Consider the following 19,045-nt stretch of genomic DNA (forward strand, 5'->3'; position numbering starts at 1 on the left):
GTGTGCAGCAGCGTTGAGCGTTGCTCGAAGGAGCCAGCACGCGGGTGCGGCCTCGATGGCAGTCAACATGACCGTCGCCCTACGCCGATTCCAGGAACTGGCCGGGTGAACCAGACTGAAGAGTTGGCATCCGAGCCAGCAGGGTATTTTCCATGTCCACAATGATGGAATGTTCAAAGCCCGATGACGCTTGCAATCACACTCCCTTCCTGTTCCTGCACCGGAAACGGCCGGAACGGGGCCAGGCACAAGGCGTTGGCTATCGACATTCTCTGCATGGCTGGCGTCAGTCCGTTGATCCGTGTCCGGAGGACGACGCGTCGCATATCCGACAGCTCGGATAACCCCAAGTCACATTGACCTTGGGTGTATGTCGGGTTGACAAGAGTGGACCGTCGGGCCGACGGCAAAGGGCGCACGAGGCGCCCTTCATTCGACTCGGGCTGCGCGTAAGCCGCCTTCGCCTTCCGTTGTCAGAAATGGTACGTGACGCCTGCGCCTATCAGCCAGGGATCGAGCTCCGCCTTTCCCGTCTGCTTCGCGCCGGCCACCGTGACGTCGAAGTCTGGCTTCAGGAAAAGCTTCTTCACGTCGAAGTTGACGCCCCAGTGCTGGTCGACCATGTAGTCGAACCCGACCTGCAGCGCGGTGCCGAACGTGTTCTTGACCTTGAGATCATCGGCGCTGCTGGCTTGCTGATGATAGAAGATCGTATAGTTCACGCCGGCGCCGACATAGGGCTTGAAGGCGCCGAAATCGGTAAAGTGATACTGCAATGTCAGCGTGGGCGGCAGCAGCCAAACCTTGCCGATATTCCCCAGCCCGCCAATCGAGCCTTGGCCTGTGATGTTGGCATAGGTGGTGCCGAGGATAAGCTCGGCTGCGACGTTGTCCGTGAAGAAATACGAAATATCGAGTTCCGGCGTTACGGTGTTCGAATAGGAAAGACCGGAGCCGGGCACCGCGTTAACGTAGCCCGAATCCTCAGTGATAACCCCCAACGCGCGCAGGCGGATCTGCCAAGGGCTTGGCCATTCCGTGAACAAGGCACCCTTATCCGGGTCGCACGGTTCTGCAAGGTCTGCCGCGGCCGCCTGCTGTCCTACCAGCAACAGGACGACGGCCGCTGTGAGTCCCCGCAACACGTTCATTCGCTTTGTTGCCATAATGTTGTTTCCTTGCTCGTTAGACTTCACTGTGAATAGTCCTGCCGTGTTGATCGCTATCAACAGAATACTGGCGCGCATTATTCGCAAATTCTGCGCGCATTGTTAGACCTGTACTCACTTCGTCGAAGGTTCGCCCTTGTTGACCTGCCGGTCGCCAATGAACGCTATCGGCGTGCTAGCCGATCGCGCTGCCAAGGAAATCGTCGCCCAAGGCAATGAATGCGGCCCGCTCGGATTGTCCTTGCCGTAGCTGTGCCCGCCTGCGCTGGTCCCATAGAAGTAAGCGGGAAGGCACCGTATTAACGTAGCCCGAATATGACCCCGAGGCGGCGCAGGCGGAACTGCCCAGAGCTTGGCTCTTAGATTGGTGTCGTAGACGGGCACGGGTAAGGGGGAGGCGGAGGGGGAGGCGGAGACGCGGAGGGGGCTTTTGGAATCGCGATAGCCGGCTGTGCCAGCAGCATCAAGACGACGGCCGCTGTTACTCCCCGCGCCACCTTCACTCGCTTTGTTGCCATGATATTTCTCCTTGCTCTTCAGAAATGGTAGACTGCAATAGTCCTGCAGTATTGATTGATATCGACAGCGTGCGGGGCGCGTTTGTGCAAACCGTGCTCGCATTATTTGCACCTTGTCGCAGTCCTCGACCTCTACTCACTCATTCGATGCCCGCCTTTCTCGAGCTCCCGGTCGTCTATGAAAGCTATCGGCGTGCCAGCCGATCGCGCTGCGAAGGAAGTTGATGCCAAGACTACTGAATGCAGCGCGCTCCCGATTGTCCTTGCCGGAGCCGTGGCCGCCCGCGCCGGGCTCGTAGAAGAACGCGGGATAGCCAAGGGCCTGCAGCTTTGCCGCCATCTTGCGCGCGTGGCCCGGATGGACGCGGTCGTCCCGCTTCGTGGTCGCGAGCAGGATCGGCGGATAGGGCTGTCCGGGTGTCGCGGCGTGATAGGCGGAGATTTCCCTCAAGAAAACCCAATCGTCAGCCTTGTCGGGATCGCCATATTCGTCGATCCAGCTCGCGCCCGCCAGGAGCTTGGTGTAGCGGCGCATATCGATAAGCGGAACCGTGCAGAACAGCGCGCCGAAATGCTCAGGATAGCGGGTAAGCATGTTGGCGATCAGCAGGCCGCCATTTGAGCCGCCCTCGGCGGCAATCCGCCTCGGCAGCGTAATGCCCCTTCGCACGAGGTCGGCGGCAACGGCGGCGAAATCGTCATGGGCGAGACGCTTGCCCTCCCTCCGCCCGGCATCGTGCCACCGGGTGCCGAACTCGCCGCCCCCGCGGATGTTCGCCACCACACACGTGCCGCCGCGCTCGAGCCACAGCTTGCCGAGCGAGGAGTTGTAGGAGGGCAGGAGCGATATGCCGAACCCGCCATAGGCGCTGAGATGAACCGGGGCATCCCCGTTCCCATCCGCCGGACCGACCTGTGTATAGGGAATCATCTCACCATCGATCGATACTGCCTCGTGGCGCGTGACCACCAGGCCGGATGCGTCGAAATTCTCCGGGCTGCGCTTCAGGATTACTGAAGCGCTGACAGGCGGCGCGGCATTGAGATCGAATAGGAAAAGCTGCGGCGGGGTGATTGGATCATGAGCCCCGACCAGAACCTCCCCATTGGTCTCGTGATCTGCGGCATCGAGTGACCAGAGGTGAACAGTCCCTTGCACGGGAACGGTGTCCAGGGCTCGGCGCGTCCATTCCTGCGGGCCCGGCGTGAACACCTCGAATCTCGGAACGAGGTTCGCCAGGTAGGCGATAATGAGCTTCCCGTCATTCCAGAAGAATGACTGCAGACAGCGCCTCTCGTCCGGTTCAAACAGGGTACTGAAACGGCGTTCGCCGGCCAGGAAAGAGGAAAGCGAGATGCCGATCAGCGCGTCGGCGTGATAGGTCGTCCCGGCAACCGTCCATGCTGTGCGCGGCTTTACCGCCAGCCAATCGCCGAAGTTACCCCACCAGGCGTCCTTAGGAAGGTCGATCTCAATCTTCGGCCCGCTATCATCGCCAATGCGGACTATCTTCTCGAAGTAGGCCAGCTGCTCGATGAACCACACGCGCTCGCTCTCGGCGGTACGGTCCAGATGGCCAGACACACCCAGGGTTTCGGAACCGGTCTCGAAGATTACCGGCGCGGTGAGGGGATCCGCGCCACGCTTCCACAGTCGCACGGTGCGCGCGTAACCGGAGCGGGTGGCCATGCCATGACCAAGCGCACTGGAAAGCAGAAGCGTGTTGGGGTCGAGCCAATCAATGTCACCCTTGGCCTCGGGGAGATTGAAACCGTCGGCGACAAAGCTCAGAGAGCTCAGGTCGAATTCGCGATGCACGACCGCGTCGCTGCCGCCGCGCGACAGGCGCAAGACGGCTCTTTCGCGCGTCTCCGGCTCGATCGACGCGCCGCCCCAGACCCAGTCTTCTCCGTCGCTAGCCGCGAGGGCGTCCAGATCGACCAGTAGCTCCCATTGGGGATCCGCCTTCATGTAGGCGGCAAGGGTGGTCCGGCGCCACTGTCCGCGCGGATTTCCGGCATCTTGCCAGAAATTGTAGAGGTACTGACCACGGCGCCAGATGGTGGGAATCTTGTCAGGACGGTCGAAAATCGCTGTCAGGGCCGCCCGATCGCGCTCGAACTGCGTTCCCGCGAAGTGCTTCAGGGTCTTTGCCGACTGGCTGGCGGTCCACGCAAGTGCCGGTTCGCCTTCTACATCTTCAAGCCAAAGATGAGGGTCATCGTCGGGCGCATTCAGCGTTGGGCGGAAATCGAATTCGCTCATGTGCGAAAGACCTGAGGAATGAAGGCGCAATGGCTCTCGCCTGCTCGAGAAGGATCAATGTTTGCGGCGTCGCCCGCATGTTCGAAAAGCGTGATCATGGATGAGTTCTTCCCAGTCGGTGCGGCGTCGCAGTGCTTTTGCGCATAGGACCGCAACCGTCGTGCCAACTGGGAAATCCCTTACGGAACAATGGGATCGCTCTGGCAGCGCTGTGTCAGATGTCAGACATCGTCGCGAATGCGACAACGAGCGTACCCCGTAATCACCGGATCAACCTCCGGCGCGAGCGGTGACACCGTGCAGCACTCAAGCAGGAGTGGCTGGGCTGTGGTCCAGCGGCAAAAAACCGGAGATTCGAGGAAAGGGCTGGGCGCCGCTTGGGCGACCTGATGGTGCCCAAGCCCTGCCGCAATCTTGGCCTGCACCGTTCCCTTGATTGCATTCTTGAAGTCTGTCGATCAAGTCACCAAGCTGCATTCGGGCGAACGCATGGGACTCGTCCCTATGGCAACCTGGGCTGATGTCGGGCCGCCGTCCGATATGAGGGTTTAGGATTGGGGGAGCTCGGGCTCGGCGTAGTATCTCAACGAGACGCCTAATGGTCGACGATGTCTACCTGACGCTACGCATTGGTGTGCCGCGGCAACAGGGCAGTGCGGGGCAAGTCTGCTTGGAAGAATCAGCTGCAGCAGGCGCTAGTGAGCCCCGGCCGCGCTCGATCTCCATACCGTCCGCAAAGAAAGCTCGGCGTGAGCACCGGCAAAAAGCGATCTGCGCGCCTCGCCGGTTCGTTTTGCGGTCCACTGAGCTGTCGGCTTAACCTGTACAACTATACAGGCTGCCATAGCGCGGAACTTGGCCTCCAATGGCGGAAATTCCCCCAGGAGACCTCCGATGACTGAGCTTATAGCGCTCGCGCTACGACAACCTATCCACAATCAGTGTGCAATCCACCGCCACGCTAATGCGCCTGCAAGGAATGTCTGGAACGCGATGCAGGAGCCGATCACCGCCATCAAACCGACTCCCTTGGCGTGCTCAGGCCGCGCTGGCTGTCGCTGCGCGGGTTCGACGGTCTGGTCGCTATTTGCGCGCGTCTTCTGCCCTCTACAGTGCCGATGGCACACGCTTCGACGAAATCGCGCCATCGACCTCTGGTGCCTTTGCCTGTGCTTTGCCAAGTGGCACGGTGTTTCGACATCCGTGGGGGCGGGCAGGGGGGCACGGTCGTGCCTACAGTTCTCGTGACTGGCGCGGATGAGGCTGATTGGCGCGATGAAAGATCGTACGATTACACCGCTGGTCTGACGCCGCGCGAATGGGCCTGGGAGTTCTTGCGCCGCAATCCAGCATTCCAGCGGGAGGTGACCGCTCCAAGCCAGCAGGCAAATACTTTGTCCTACCGACCCTTTCTCGACGTCGTCGCGCTCGCCGGCGACCTGTCACACTGGGGTGTCCTGTTTCGCCGACTCTTATGGGCGAAATTCGGTCGTATTCTGGTCACCGCTCTGGTGCGTCCATGTGCTGCCAGTCATTGCAGAACAGCTGTCAGCATCGTGGGTGACATCGTCGTTCGAGCTCTCGGCGTTGCGATGTCGTGCGGCGGTCCTGCTGGCGCCCGACAAGCGCCAGCATGTTCTTCTTCGCGATACAGAGTATACGCTCCAGCTCGCCGTCTCTGGCGCGGATATCCTGCACCCTGTTTCCCTCCACACCGAGGCGATCTGGCCCGCGATGCTTTCGAAGCCCCGTCTGAGGGCGCTCGAGTGCCTCAATTCTCTAAGTAAGGGTCAACACCTGCCCGCCCGCTTGTTTCCGCCGGAAAGACGCGGTCCGCGCTTGACCTTCGTTCTTCGTGCGCTCGACGGCTCACTTGCTGGGGCGTCACATCGTGAGCTCGCCGAAGCGCTGGTTGGTCAACGGCGCGTCCATGCCGACTGGAGGGATCCTCGCGATCATCTGCGCGACCGCATTCGCCGCGCCGTCTCGCGTGGCCGCGCCCTCATGAATGGAGGGTACAGAGATTTCCTCGCTTGAAAAGTGACAGTCCGCCCTGTGCGTCAGCCGGCGTAAAACCCGTCACCACCGATTGGCCGCTCGACATGGCAGCGAACGGCCTTCGAGCGCGCTCTGGTTGAGGCATCGTCGATGCCAAGAGGCACGTTCGTATTGTCCGATAGCCGACAATGTCGGGTACGCAAGGTACAGGAACCTGACTCTCGGGTGTTTTTAAGCGCTTTTTGACCTGGCACGGTACATGCACGCTATTCAGCAAAACACGCGGACTTAGTGGTTCCCACCTCCACGAGAGTCGCTGAATTACGCCACCTCCCAAGGCGTACCCGGCCCGGCAGCGACCTCAGTCTCCTGCCGGGCATCCGTAATTCAGATGTACTCGCGTTCAGAACTTCAAATTAGAGGCGCAATGTTTCGCGTCCGGCTATGCGAATTGGTGCTGAAGAATTGTCAGACTTCGAGCGCGGTCGTTATGGCTCCGTATTCACGGCAGCGACTATTTCGGCCATTGCCAACTCGAGATCCGCCTTTGGAGGAAAGGCTCACTCGCAGCGTAGACTTAGCATCTTCATAGCTGATCCCCATCGTCGTCAGCACATGCGACGGAGCGCTGGAGCCAGCGCGGCAGGCGGAACCTGTAGAGAGACAGATTCCGCGCATCGCCAGGCGCTCGACAATCGCATCGGCCTCACACCACGGGATGGTCAAGAGCACGTATTTGGAAGGCGCGGAGCTTGAATCCTATTAATACGTACTTGCGGCAGGCGGATTGCAACTCCCGTTCAAAGTTGTTTCGAAGTGCGTCGATGCCACTCGCTACACGCAGCCGCCGAGCCGCCTGTTTCGCGGCAACGGCCAGTCAGGCGGCTGCTTCGAGGCGCAACCCCTCCCTAATGTACAACGCGCTGGTTTCGGGCCTTGGAATTTATGCGCCGATAGGGAGAGCAGATCGACTTCGACGAACTCGTCTGTCAGATCGATGGGTATACGACCAACAACCTGCGTGGCGCCCACGTGTAGGATCGCCTCCGGAGCGAGGCTGGAGCGAGGCGGCGACGATATCGGTCAAAACTCCAATGGGTTGAACGACACCCGTCTCGTTGTTCGCAGCCATGACAGAAACGAAGGCGGTGTCGGACGTGAGTGTCGCAGCGAACGCATCTGGCTCGATCCAACCTGACCCATTCGCTGGACGTAGCCTACTTCGGCGCGCGAGACTCTTCGGTCGACTTTTGCTTCTTAGAGGTCAAGACCGGCCTGCATTGGGCTGCATGGGTGTACTTCGACTAAGTTGTCGCGCTTATCAGTTATTTTCTGGATGCGGCCAGCTGTTCCTCCAGATAATTGCCCAGGTTGACGGCCGCCATTGGGAACGTAGAGGGAGCGTTCGGTCTTCGTGTAGGGGTGCGTTCGGCTTATTGGTTCACGATGATCTGGCCCAGATCGGCAAGTCACTCGACCACGTGGTCCGGTCTGAATGGAAACCGCTCTATGTCAGCCAGTTTGGTCACCCCAGTAAGCACAAGGGCTGTCCTCAGGCCCGATTCCAGCCCGGCGAGCACGTCGGTGTCCATGCGGTCACCGACCATGATGGTATCGCCAGCTCGCACTCCTAGCCGGTCGAGCGCGTTGCGCATCATGAACGGGTTCGGCTTCCCGACGAAATAGGGCTGACGGCCGGTGGCCTTCTCGATTAGTGCTGCGACTGCACCGCATGCCGGATGGGAGCCCCGCTCGGTCGGGCCAGTCGCATCCGGATTGGTGGCGAGAAAGCGCGCGCCCTTCGCCACAAGCTCGGCGCCAGTTGCGATCTGCTCGTAGTGGTACGAAGTGGTGTCTCCGAGGACCACGAACTCGGGGGCAAACTCCGTTATCCGGCAGCCTGCCTGCCGCAGGGCCTCGACCAGACCGTGGTCGCCGATGACATAAGCAGATGATCCGAGCTTTTGCAGTTCCACGAACCGCGCAGTGGCGAGCGCCGATGTGTAGATGTGTTCTGGCTGCACGGCGAAGCCAACCGCTCTTAGACGCTCGGCATGATCTTCGGGCGTGAAGCGCGAGTTATTGGTGAAGATCTGAAACGGCTCACCCTTGGCGACTAACCCGGCGACATAGTCGACCGAGCCAGCAATCGGTTGGCCGCCGCGGACCAGGACCCCGTCCATGTCGAGCAGATGCGCTATAATCATTGGATCTCACCCTTCAATGTCTCTGTGGATGCGCGGCCTGGGTACGTCTACTGTATATTCTCCAGGCGAGCACGCCGGCGACTCTAGCGATTCAGAGCGATGCGCGAAGGGCGCTCAATTGCTTGTGCGGCAATAAGGAGGTTGCGGCGTAAACTTGCCGCGGTTAGATAGGATGAGCAACGTACCGTCCGGTACCGGCGCCTTGGCTCGTCGCCGTAGAGGCGGTTCAACGTAGCTGGGCGCTTAGATGCACACGTAAGGCGCGCAGGCCGGATCGCGATAGACGACCCGAATCAGCCGCAAGAAGGTTCGCCAAAGCGCTCGATCATCCCTTTGGTTCATTCTGCGCCTGAGGTGTCCATCCACATAGAGATCAGATTCCGCCTATGCAGAGATATTTCATTTCGAGGTAGTCTTCGAGCCCGTGGCGGGAACCCTCCCGCCCGATGCCGGACTGCTTCATCCCGCCAAAGGGCGCCGCTTCCGAAGACATACGCCCCGTGTTGATGCCAACCATGCCATATTCCAATGCCTCGGCCACGCGCCAGACACGCTTCAGGTTCGAGGCATAGAAATAGGCGGCTAGGCCGTAGATCGTGTCGTTGGCCTCACGCACAACCTGATCCGCCTCGTGGAAGCGAATGATCGGCGCCAGCGGCCCGAAAGTCTCCTCTTGCGCAACCGCCATGATGCTGGAGATTTCAGTGAGGACTGTGGGCTTGAAGAAGGTGCCATCCTTGCCAATACGTTCGGCCCCGCATCGAATTGTCCCACCCTTGGCAACGGCATCTGCGATGTGGGACTCGATCTTGGCCAAAGCATGCAAGTCGATGAGCGGTCCGACGTCCACTCCGGGGGCGAAGCCGTCGCCAACCGACAAGTACCGGATTTTCTCCACGAACTTCTCGACGAACTCATCGTGAACGCTCGATTGGACGTAAAGGCGGTTCGCTGAAACGCAAGTCTGGCCGGCGTTGCGGAACTTCGCCTGGATCGCGCCGTCAACCGCAGCGTCGATATCAGCGTCGTCGAAGACGATGAAAGGCGCATTGCCGCCGAGCTCGAGGCTGACCTTCTTGATCTGGTCCGAGCACTGGCGCATCAGCAGCCGGCCAACCTCGGTCGAGCCTGTAAAGCTGATCTTTCGGACCTTAGGATTGGAGCAGAGTTCGCGTCCAACGTCAGCACCTTCGGACGCATAGATCAGGTTGACGACACCGGAGGGAAAGCCGGCTTGGTGCGCGAGGGCGAACATTGCGCCTGCCACGAGCGGCGTCTGTTCAGCAGGTTTGAGCACGATCGCGCAGCCCGCCGCCAGGGCCGGCGAGATCTTGCGCGCCACCATCGAGGCTGGGAAATTCCACGGCGTAATCGTGCCGACCACACCGATGGGCTGCTTGATCACCAGCATCCGACGGTCTGTCGATGGTGCGGGGATCGTCTCGCCATAGATGCGATTGGCTTCTTCGGCGTACCATTGCAGATACGCGGCCGCATGCGACACCTCCGACTTGGCTTCGGCAAACGGCTTGCCCATCTCTGCAGTGAGTATCGCTGCAAGATCACCGGCGTGGTCAATGATCAGCTCATGCCATCGCCACAGAACGTCACTGCGTTCTCGGGTGGTCAGCCCCGCCCATCCAGGCTGCGCTACGTAGGCCTTGTCGATCGCAGCGCGTGTCTCCTCCACACCCATGTCGGGAAGTACTGCCAGCACTTCGCCGCTCGACGGGTTGAGGACCTCGAATGTCCGCTCGCTAACCGGCGTGCCGAGCGCCGGCAGGCGATCGAGGGCGCCAAACAGATCCGGGGATTTCAGGTGGCGGATCATCGGCAGGCACAGGGGCAATACCGGATTCCTCTCAAACGCGGCGGATATGTATGTCGACAGGGCGCCGGCGTGTACTCCGCACCTGCGGGTTCCTTATAGGGCCTCGGCCAGACGCTTGGTAGACCATTCCACTCAACTTGAGAGGGAGAATTCTTGAACTCTTCTGGTCGATGGCTTGCGGTTCTCACCATGTGCAAACTGAACAATGGACATCGGCTGGGGCCCCTAGTACGGCCCCTCCACTGAGCATCTATCACTAGCCGGAACTTTTGAGCCCTTGCCAAGCTTTGTCCGGGAGGTCTCGTCTACCACGCTGGGAAGTGCGGTCCTTGGAAACCGGCATACCAGTTAGATTATCATCTACGCAAACCCATCGATGCGTTCGTGGACAATCGCGCGCATTTGCTCCGCCATCTTCCCGCCTTGAGAGCCGTCTGATAGAGGCGGCGGCAATTCGAGGTGGTTGAGAGCGCGTGAGAGGGCTGCAACAAGATCGTCGATGCTGGTATCCGCATCGGCTGCCTTGAGGCCAGCCGTGCTCGCGAAAGCCTTGAAGTCGGCGCGCCGCAGACGATCGTCCTTGTCGTTCAGCTTGAGGGCCATCCGGTCTTTTTCGAGATGTGGAAACACGCGAGTCGTGACCGCGTCGTAGAGCGGAGCCATGCGGACTGAGCTGAACTGCGCGCTGCTGGGCTCTGCGATTTTCAGCAGTGCCATGTTCTTCAGGTGCATGTCGCCATCTGCGATCAGCCAGGCGAATAAGGATCGCTTGAGGACAAGCAGGGTCTTCTTCGGGAGAGGTCGATAGCGGCCTTAGTGCCCGCGCGATGCGCTCCATTGTGCCGCCGTATTTTTGCTTCCGTGGGCACACCGAGCACCGAGCAAAAATCCTCAAGCGCCAAAAGATGCTTGTCGTCAAGGCTCGTTCTGATGTCGAACCGCTCCACGAGGAGCGCCGGAGGCATCCTGTCAGGCATCGAGACGAGCGCCGTCGCGGGCGTCGTGAAACCGGCCGCGCTGCCCAAAGCGAGCGACTGCCATTCGATAACCGGCAGGGCCTCAAATCCACCTGTACCGGCAGGCTTGAGGATGTGGGTGAACGGTTTGCCGGTACTGGGGGAGAGAGTACCGTCGGTATCGAGGAACATCGGCGCTTTGATCTGAACGCCTGATAAACGCGGCGTATCGGTACGCTCGAAAATCTCCGCCAGATTGCGCTCGAAGCTCTGCTCCAGATCGCCGCGACCCGGCCCTGCATACTGGCCAGTGAAGATAGAATTTCTAGTGAAGCCATCGAGCCGGGTTAGCAGGACGTCGGGCGGCAGGGCGGAGAGATCGCTCGCACGCTCGACGATGGTAATGTTGGACATATAGCGTTTGCCCGAGCGCAGCGTCGCGCGCTCGTCGCGGTCATTCAACACCGACTCAAGCCAGCCTTCAGGCAGCAGCGACAGAATGAAAGGAGGGAGCTTGCCCGGCGTGGTCTGGCGAACAAGTGGCGGGCCATCCTGATCATCTGGATTCCAGCGCCACTCAAAACCATCATGTGTGAGATTGCCGAGCGGAGCGCCGTGCCACGCTACGATCAGATCGAACGCGGCTTCATTGCGCGCAGGCTCTGCGGTCACTGGACGGCGGAGGAGGAAGCGCTCGGCGTGCTCGCCTTCGCGATACCACTGGTTTTCGTGGGCGAGCGCCCATGTCGCGTCGGCAGCGCCCTGGGCGCTGCCGTATTCTTCTATGAGGCGGTTCGCAATTGCCTCGCGCATCGTCTCATCGATGGATCCCGCGTGTTCGCTGCGCAGGCGGAAAGCTTCGAGGAAGCGCTGGCGCATCGAGGAGACGTCGATCCGGAATTCTCCCATGCCATCATCGATATTCGCTTGAGCGACTGATGGGTGGTCGGGAGCTGCGTTCTGAATGATTTCCAGCGAGCGCAAGCGCGTGCGTTGTATTCGTCGCCCGCTCAGGAACAGGCGGCCATCGCGGGTCGGGCCGAGAAGGACAGCGCTCGCGGCCGAGAGGTAAGCGTTGGGATACAGGTATTTGGCGATGCGGACGGCGTGCTTGAGTATCGTGGCCTCGATATCCTCCCCGGCATCGACATAGATGCCGCGCCTTAGCTGAACGAGCTTGCCCGTTTCAGCCTGATAGTGGCTGCGGGTTTTATCGATGTTTTCCCCGACGAGGTGAAGAGCCATTTTCTAACTTTCTCGTATGTGAAATACGGGAAAGTTAGCATACTGAGCTCCAGAGTAAGAGAATTTAACTTTCCCGTATTTCAAATACGCGAAAGTTAATACCTTCTCTGAACGTCGGGCGTTCTCCGGCTCGGCAATCGAACCGCCGGGCGAGAACCCGATCTGCGAGGGCGAGCAGGCAGAAATCAAGGCGTTCATTCTGCCGCACCATAGTCGAATCAGCCAAACGTATGTGGGCGGAGTCCTTCAGCAAGTATTCTTAGAGCGCAGGATTATTCGCTGTCACGGGACACCAGGTAGCCGCGGGCCGACGCCCATAATGGCGGGCTCGGCCGACAGCAGTTTCTTCGCCGCCGCCCTGACCTGGTCGAGCGTCACCTGCTCGATGAGGGCCGGGCGGTGCTGGATGTAGTCTATGCCGCGCTTGTCGAGCTGCAGCCTGAGAAGCGTGGCTGAGATCGCCCTGGAGGAGCCAAGATTGCTGATAGCATAGGCCCCGATCAGATACTTTTTGCTCGCTTCGAGCTCGGCCGCTGTTGGCCCGGTGTCCACCAGCTCCTTGATTACTTGTCTAATCAGGTCGAGTGTCTCCGCCGCCCTGTCGGCGCGCGTCGACGTGGTCACGACAAGCGTGTTGGAATGCTGATAGCCTTCCAAGCTAGAGGAGACACCGTAGGCAAGGCCGCGCTTTTCGCGCACTTCCTGGAACAGACGGGAGGTAAATGGCGAGCCTCCGAGTATATCGTTTATCAGCTGCGCGGCATAGAATTCCGGGTCGCTTCGTCCGATGCCAGGAAAAGCCAGCTGGAGCGAAGTCTGGGGCAGGGCGTATGCGACCGACGTCCACCAGCCGAGCTTCGGGGTGACATCAGGTACTGGGGCGAGCGCCTGCTTCTGAGGCAAATCGCCGAACAACTGGTCGAGCCTTGCACTCAGGGCTTTGGCATCTATGTCGCCGACGACCGCCACGTGCAGCCCGTCGCGGGCGAAAGCGGCCTTGTGGAAGGCGCTTAGATCGGCGGGCGTTATGCGGGCCAGGCTTTCCTTGGTGCCCTCGGGCGGCCTCGAATACGGATGCGCGCCGTAGAGCCTGCGCCGCCATGCATCCCTGCCGATCGCGTGAGGTTCGCGCTCGTTGGCGATGATGCCGGAGAGAAGCTGAGCGCGGGTTCGGTCAAAGGGTTCCTGATCGAAGCGGGGCCTGTTCAACGCGAGCCTGATGAGATCGAAAGCGGCGTCCTGGCGCTGGGAAAGCATGCGCACCGAGCCATAGATGCCGTCAGGCCGCGCGTGGAAGCTCATCTCAGCGCCGGCATCATCGAGCCGCACCTGAAAGGTGTCGCCGTCGTAATCGCCTGCGCCCTCGTCGAACAAGCCGGTCATCAAATTGACAAGCCCCTCCTTATCGGCCGGGTCCTGGCTGGTGCCGCCGTCGAAGACAAAGTGGAGCGTGACGATCGGCAGCGTATGGTCTTCCACCAGCCAGGCGGTGATCCCCTTTTCAGATTTCACCTCCTGGATGTTCGTCGCAGCACGGGCAGTACACGCTGGCAGGGTGAGGAAGAAAATAGCAAGGCAAAGGACAGCCAGCCAGGAGGCGAGGCGCCAGCCTTGTCCAAAAGGAGAGGGCAATGCTTGTGGAATGGCCCTGCGGAATTGGTTCGTCATCATATCAATTTTCCTTGGGCAGGAGATAGCCGGTGGTCGAATGGTCGGACACGAGGTAGCGGGCGGCAACGGCCTTAACCTGATCGGCCGTGACCTTGCGGATGCGGTCCGGCCATTCCTCGACGTCTTTCACATTGCCGCCTGTGGCAAGCGTGGCGCCATACATGCCAGCGACGGAGGCCTGCTCGTCATGGGCGAAGATGAACGAGCGGATATAGCGGTTTTTCGTCTTCTCCAGTTCGTCGCTGGTGATGCCGTTCCTGGCGATGCGCGCTATCTCGGCGTCGACTGCGGCCTCGACATCCGCAAGCTTCGCCTTGCCGCGCGGCCAGCCGCGGATGCTGAACTTGCCAGCATCCAGCATGGTGCCCTCGAAATCAGCGTCGGCCGCTGCGGCTATGCCCTGCTTCACAACGAGCTCCTGGTACAGCCGGCTGCGGTTGCCCCCGGCGAGAATCTGTGCCAGCAGGTCCAGCGCCTCGGCTTCGCCGGGCTCGGCGGTGCGATAGGACGGCACCACCCAATATCTGGAAAAGATGGGGACCGAAACGCGGCCATCCCTTAGCGTCAATGTGCGCCTGGTGTTCTGCACCGGCTCAGACGGGCGTTCGCGTGGCGGCAGATCTGGTCCACGCGGGACCTTGCCATAGGTCTTCTCGGCCAGCGCCTTCACGGCCTCGGGCTCGACGTCGCCTGCCACCACCATCACGGCGTTGTTCGGCCAGTACTTGTCATAAAAAGCCACGGCGTCGTTGCGGTCCAGCTTCTCGATCTCGTGCATCCAGCCGATCACCGGAATGCGATAGGGCTGGTTCTGCCAGAGCGTGGCGTCGACCTCCTCGCCGAGTACTGCCTGCGGATTGTTGTCGATGCGCGAGCGGCGTTCCTCGCGGATGACGTCGCGCTCGGTGGCGATGACGTCGTCGTTGAGGATGAGGTTGCGCATGCGATCGGCCTCGAAATCCATCATCTGCTCGAGCGCCTGCGGCACCACCGTCTCGTAAAAAGCAGTGTAGTCATAAGAGGTGAAAGCGTTTTTCGAACCGCCGATGGCGGAGACGGCGCGGTCGAACGCGCCGGCGCCGTGATTGGCCGTCCCTTTGAACATCAGATGCTCGAAGAAATGCGCGATGCCGGATTTGCCCGGAGGCTCGTCGGCACTGCCGACCTTGTACCACACCATATGGGTGACGATGGGCGCGCGGTGATCGGGTATGACGACCACCTCCATGCCGTTGTCGAGCAGGAAATTCGCTGCCTTGATGTCATCGGCGGCCGCCGGAGACGGCGCGGTCGTCAGAAATGTCAGCGCGGTCGCAAAAAGTGCGCCTCGCAGCCAGGCAGACGGTGGCTTCGGTTGTGGTGACCGGGCGATGGACAAGGTTCGCAGGGAAGTGAGTTGTCCCTCAATTTGAAGGTGCTGCGTCCCTGTCGCCCCCACTGGGAGAAGGTGGATTCGTGGGCAGCGCCGGTCCAGACGAGCCCTCACAATGCTGCCAGGCCCGGCTCGGATGTCAGTTTTGAGTAGGTCGGCGCAAGGTGGGGCGGCATTTTTCTGTGTGGGGATCATGGGACGACTCTCCTGCGCGTTTTGCATGACCCCGCAGGAACCGTGCCAGATGAGAAAGCCGTTTCGGCGATGCGATTCAACGGACTCTGTGTTGCCTACCTCCGACATTGTCCGACGTCAGACACCGCCGACTGGGGAGCGCTTGCCGCTTAAAGAGGTGGCTAGGTGAAATACCCTTAGGACTGCGGCGAACATGGTGGCGTTAGCGCGCGCCCGTAGTTGCTGGTCGTCCGCGTACTCTTGCTCACATCGGCCGATCGCAGGTCCCTAACAGGACTCCAAACCAGCGATAGACGCGGTTCTGGGATTTACCGGAGCGTTTCAGAACTTGTGTTTGCCATTCGGAGCGCCAGCGCGGGAGACGCTGTCCGCGACAGGCGGTCATGATGGAGCTTGCGAGCCGCTTTAGCGATTTGACCGGGCTTTTGCTATTTTAGCTTTTGCTGCCCTAAAGTCTCGGATATGAAGCGGACCTGGCTTATGGCCTGCCTACATTGAATGGTTACAAAGGAATACGCTATGGCGACTGGAACGGTGAAGTGGTTCAACAGCACCAAGGGATTCGGTTTTATCCAGCCTGACAACGGAGGTCAGGACGTTTTCGTCCACATTTCCGCTGTCGAACGAGCGGGCCTTTCGACCCTTAATGAGGGCCAGAAGATCAACTACGAGGTCGAACAGGACCGCCGTACTGGCAAATCATCCGCTGGCAGTCTCAGCAAAGCTGGCTGACCTTTTTCTGCTTCTGCCCGGCAAGAGCCGGGCAGAAGTGCCACTGACCGAGCCATAGGAGCGGGCAAGAACACGGATCCCCGCCGACTGGGCAGCGGATTGTAGCAAGCTGCTAAGTTCTACTGCCACACGATGTTGCAAGCGAAGAGGGGCGGGTCCCAGCCCTCTTACTTTCTGCAGCAGATGTTTATCGCATTCTCGATCGAGCGTGCCGGGGAATGAACGAGCAATTCAGCCAGCCTCCAGCGATCGACACCTCCTGGATCAAGAGGGCAGGGTACATTGGCCCTGAGGGGACCTGGACCCATCAAGCCTCGCTGGACCTCTTTGGTGACCAAGTTGAACTCGTTCCGTTCAGCGACGGATTGGTCGAAGCATATGAGAATGGCTGCGTCCACGTTGCATGCGTCCCAGCTACGACCTCTCTGGTCGGAGCCACTCCCTACCTCGACCAAGTCTTGAGCTTGAGGTCTCCCACGATCATCGCCGAGTACCCGAAGGTCCTGAGCTACAGCCTCATGGCCAGCAAGGATGCGAGTTTCTCGATGATCGCTAAGGTGGTGGGCCACCCCGTCGCCCTGCAGGAGGTGGCCGGGTGGCTCGACGAGAACATGCCCAATGTCGAGCGAGAGAGCCGTCGGGGATCGACATCTTTCGTGGCAGAGCAAAAATCTCCCTCGATAGCAGCATTTGGTCCTGCGCTTGGTGCCAAGCTGTACAATCTGCAGATATTGCGAACAGGAATTGAAGAAGGGCTGCATAACGTTACGCGGTGGTGGGTGCTCGGGCGCAGGACCCCTGCGCCGACAGGATTTGACCGGACAACACTTCACCTCCGCGTTTCAGAGCAAAATCTCAGTTGTGTCCTGAACAGGTTCTCGAAGGACAATTTAGCCGTTCTCAATGTCTATCAGCGTCCGACCTGCGAGCGGCTAGACACCCATCAGTATGTCATCGATGTCGCTGGACACGTTTTGACGCACCCGGCGCTGGCCGCGTTGGCGGAGATTGATGGCCTGAGAATTCTCGGATCGTACCCACGTCGCTATTAGTTATGGCTAGGCTAGGCTAGTTTCCGTCCAAAACCCCAAAACTGTTGATCTTCATCACTGACGAACAAGGGGCTGCCGCATCGAACTTGATGCGGTGTACACGTAATGCGCGAGCCATGGACGAGATAATCGCGCCGACGATCTTGTCGTTCCCGCCAGTTTCTTGCCTGCGAAACGGTAGTATTCATAGGCACAGATGTCGACCGGCCGGGCATCTCACAAAACCAGTGACCGTTGTATGACTGTGACGCGTTGTGGGCGGCACGCTCGTCATTCGGGAAGGTCCAACACTTCAATCCGCGCAGGGGCGCCGTGACCGGGGCCTGCGGCATTTTTACGAGCGTGCCGTTTGGCACGAGCTTATCGCTTTGGCGCCCCTCACACTGCTTGGCTGTGCTTATGGGACAACCCGGTCGAGAAAAGCATCGAATGCGGCAGCAACAGCGCGAATCACGAAGCGATGCTCCTGCCGCACCCGGATGAGACCGTTTTCGATGTCCACTACCCCGTCCTCGGCCAGCTTCGCCAGGCGTTCAGTTGAATCGAGAAAGCGGATTGGATCGAATCCATAGGCCGCACAGATTGCCGGCACATCGGCCTCCAAATCGCACATCAGCCGCTCGATGATTGCGGCTCGCACGCGGTCTTCGTCTGTGAGCCGGTAGCCTTTTGACGTTGCCAGACGGCCACCTGCTATGTGCCGGCTGTAGGACTCGTGTGTCACCTCGTTCTGGACGTAACCATCGCCGACCCGCCCGATAGCCGACGCGCCGAAGCCGATCACGGTTTTGCAGGTGTCGGACGAGTAACCCAGCGAGTTACGGCGTAGCCGACCGCGGGTCTGCGCCAGCGTAAGTTCGTCGTCCGGCAAGGCGAAATGGTCGAGGCCGATCTCCCGGTAGCCGGCCGCAACCAGCGTATCTGCCACCGCCGCAGCCTGTTCGGCGCGGGCGACGCTGTCCGGCAGCGCAGTCTTCTCGATCAGGCGCTGATTCTTGATCACCGATGGAATATGCGCGTAGCCGAACACCGCAAGCCGGTTGGGACGCATGGCGGCGGTTGCCGCCGCAGTCTGGACGCAGGACTCTACCGTCTGATTCGGGAGACCGAACATGAGATCGACGTTGATGCCGCTTACTCCATGCCGGCGCAGCTCTTCGACGGCAGCGGCCGTCTGCGCCTCGCTCTGGACCCGGTTGATCGCTTTTTGAACAATTGGATCAAAACTCTGCACCCCGAGACTCGCGCGGCTCACATTGGCTGCTCCCAGTGCCTCGGCGATCTCGCGCGTGAACGTGCGCGGGTCAATTTCGACGGCGATCGTAGCGGGCTCCCTGAACGCGAAGCGGCGGCGCAGGAGTTCGATCATGGCCAAGAACTCCGCTGCCCCGATCAGGGTCGGGGTTCCACCGCCGAAATGCACGTCGTTCACGGGCAGCCCCTGCGGCGCTTGCTCCGAGACCAAACGGATCTCGTCACGCAGAACGGCCACATAGTCGAGGATCGGACCCTGATTGCGGGCAATCGTGGTCGGAAAGCCGCAATACCAGCAAATCGATCGGCAGAACGGAATGTGGAGATAGAGCGACACCGGATCGTCAGCGGGCAGACCTCTTAGCCATTCCTCATAGCTTTCGGCGCCGACCGCTGCGGAGAACTCCGGCACAGTCGGATAGATGGTGTACCAAGGCAGGAGAGCCTCGCGATGTTTTTTCAGGATAGAAGTCTGCAACAGTTTCCCTCCCAAGCTGATAACTGTCCTCCTTTTACCCCTGCGATCTCCTGTGTCTCTGCGCTATGTCAATTCCATTCCGCTTCGCGCCGTGTAATCAC

The 19,045-nt window shown here is 60.2% G+C and carries 11 protein-coding genes and 3 pseudogenes; 5 read left to right on the forward strand and 9 right to left on the reverse strand.

Features of this window, described 5'->3' with window-relative positions; genetic code table 11:
• Positions 1-473 precede the first annotated feature (473 nt).
• Together AC0L28_RS18520 and AC0L28_RS18525 are read right to left on the reverse strand one after the other, a co-directional pair.
• Complete coding sequence (locus AC0L28_RS18520) at positions 474-1,166, reverse strand: OmpW/AlkL family protein (RefSeq protein WP_065011139.1); 693 nt, start codon at positions 1,164-1,166, stop codon at positions 474-476.
• Between the two features lie 657 nt (positions 1,167-1,823).
• A complete protein-coding gene (locus tag AC0L28_RS18525) occupies positions 1,824-3,953 on the reverse strand; it encodes a prolyl oligopeptidase family serine peptidase (RefSeq protein ID WP_473479270.1) in 2,130 nt (709 codons plus the stop codon).
• Between the two features lie 1,118 nt (positions 3,954-5,071).
• On the opposite strand from AC0L28_RS18525, the pseudogene AC0L28_RS18530 reads away from it, so the two are divergent.
• A pseudogene (locus AC0L28_RS18530) lies at positions 5,072-5,359 on the forward strand (transcriptional regulator domain-containing protein); the annotation flags it as partial.
• A gap of 115 nt (positions 5,360-5,474) precedes the next feature.
• Positions 5,475-5,990, forward strand: coding sequence for a DUF2285 domain-containing protein (locus AC0L28_RS18535; RefSeq protein ID WP_473479272.1), 516 nt, complete (start codon positions 5,475-5,477; stop codon positions 5,988-5,990).
• A 795-nt stretch (positions 5,991-6,785) separates the two neighbouring features.
• On the opposite strand, the gene AC0L28_RS18540 is transcribed toward AC0L28_RS18535, so the two are convergent.
• The 6 genes and pseudogenes from AC0L28_RS18540 to AC0L28_RS18565 form a co-directional block, all read right to left on the reverse strand.
• Positions 6,786-7,031, reverse strand: a complete 246-nt coding sequence (locus AC0L28_RS18540; protein WP_473479565.1) for an aminotransferase class V-fold PLP-dependent enzyme — start codon at positions 7,029-7,031, stop codon at positions 6,786-6,788.
• Between the two features lie 389 nt (positions 7,032-7,420).
• A complete protein-coding gene (locus AC0L28_RS18545; protein ID WP_473479275.1) occupies positions 7,421-8,158 on the reverse strand; it encodes an HAD-IIA family hydrolase in 738 nt (245 codons plus the stop codon).
• A gap of 373 nt (positions 8,159-8,531) precedes the next feature.
• Positions 8,532-9,989 carry an NAD-dependent succinate-semialdehyde dehydrogenase gene (locus tag AC0L28_RS18550; RefSeq protein ID WP_473479278.1) on the reverse strand — a complete coding sequence of 486 codons (1,458 nt, stop codon included), beginning with the start codon at positions 9,987-9,989 and terminating at the stop codon, positions 8,532-8,534.
• A 360-nt stretch (positions 9,990-10,349) separates the two neighbouring features.
• A pseudogene (locus AC0L28_RS18555) lies at positions 10,350-12,190 on the reverse strand (type II toxin-antitoxin system HipA family toxin).
• A gap of 282 nt (positions 12,191-12,472) precedes the next feature.
• Positions 12,473-13,858 (reverse strand): M16 family metallopeptidase, encoded by a 1,386-nt coding sequence (locus AC0L28_RS18560; RefSeq protein WP_473479568.1) that lies wholly within the window; start codon positions 13,856-13,858, stop codon positions 12,473-12,475.
• A 4-nt stretch (positions 13,859-13,862) separates the two neighbouring features.
• Positions 13,863-15,428: a M16 family metallopeptidase gene (locus AC0L28_RS18565; RefSeq protein WP_473479282.1), complete on the reverse strand. Its 1,566-nt coding sequence runs from the start codon at positions 15,426-15,428 to the stop codon at positions 13,863-13,865.
• A gap of 519 nt (positions 15,429-15,947) precedes the next feature.
• Here AC0L28_RS18565 and AC0L28_RS18570 point away from each other — a divergent pair.
• The 3 genes and pseudogenes from AC0L28_RS18570 to AC0L28_RS18580 form a co-directional block, all read left to right on the forward strand.
• A complete protein-coding gene (locus AC0L28_RS18570) occupies positions 15,948-16,160 on the forward strand; it encodes a cold-shock protein (protein ID WP_008874821.1) in 213 nt (70 codons plus the stop codon).
• A gap of 218 nt (positions 16,161-16,378) precedes the next feature.
• Positions 16,379-17,212, forward strand: coding sequence for a prephenate dehydratase (locus AC0L28_RS18575; protein WP_473479285.1), 834 nt, complete (start codon positions 16,379-16,381; stop codon positions 17,210-17,212).
• Between the two features lie 44 nt (positions 17,213-17,256).
• A pseudogene (locus AC0L28_RS18580) lies at positions 17,257-17,443 on the forward strand (SIS domain-containing protein); the annotation flags it as partial.
• Between the two features lie 166 nt (positions 17,444-17,609).
• On the opposite strand, the gene hemN reads toward AC0L28_RS18580, so the two are convergent.
• Positions 17,610-18,944, reverse strand: a complete 1,335-nt coding sequence (gene hemN, locus AC0L28_RS18585) for an oxygen-independent coproporphyrinogen III oxidase (RefSeq protein WP_473479570.1) — start codon at positions 18,942-18,944, stop codon at positions 17,610-17,612.
• Positions 18,945-19,045 lie beyond the last annotated feature (101 nt).

This window comes from Mesorhizobium sp. WSM4847 (genome assembly GCF_055811335.1).

Coding starts and splice junctions, on each gene's coding strand:
- AC0L28_RS18570 (WP_008874821.1), top strand. CDS start 15,948: ATGGCGACTGGAACGGTGAAGTGGTTCAACAGCACCAAGGGATTCGGT.
- AC0L28_RS18550 (WP_473479278.1), bottom strand. CDS start 9,989: ATGATCCGCCACCTGAAATCCCCGGATCTGTTTGGCGCCCTCGATCGC.
- AC0L28_RS18565 (WP_473479282.1), bottom strand. CDS start 15,428: ATGATCCCCACACAGAAAAATGCCGCCCCACCTTGCGCCGACCTACTC.
- AC0L28_RS18525 (WP_473479270.1), bottom strand. CDS start 3,953: ATGAGCGAATTCGATTTCCGCCCAACGCTGAATGCGCCCGACGATGAC.
- AC0L28_RS18520 (WP_065011139.1), bottom strand. CDS start 1,166: ATGGCAACAAAGCGAATGAACGTGTTGCGGGGACTCACAGCGGCCGTC.
- AC0L28_RS18560 (WP_473479568.1), bottom strand. CDS start 13,858: ATGACGAACCAATTCCGCAGGGCCATTCCACAAGCATTGCCCTCTCCT.
- AC0L28_RS18545 (WP_473479275.1), bottom strand. CDS start 8,158: ATGATTATAGCGCATCTGCTCGACATGGACGGGGTCCTGGTCCGCGGC.
- AC0L28_RS18575 (WP_473479285.1), top strand. CDS start 16,379: ATGAACGAGCAATTCAGCCAGCCTCCAGCGATCGACACCTCCTGGATC.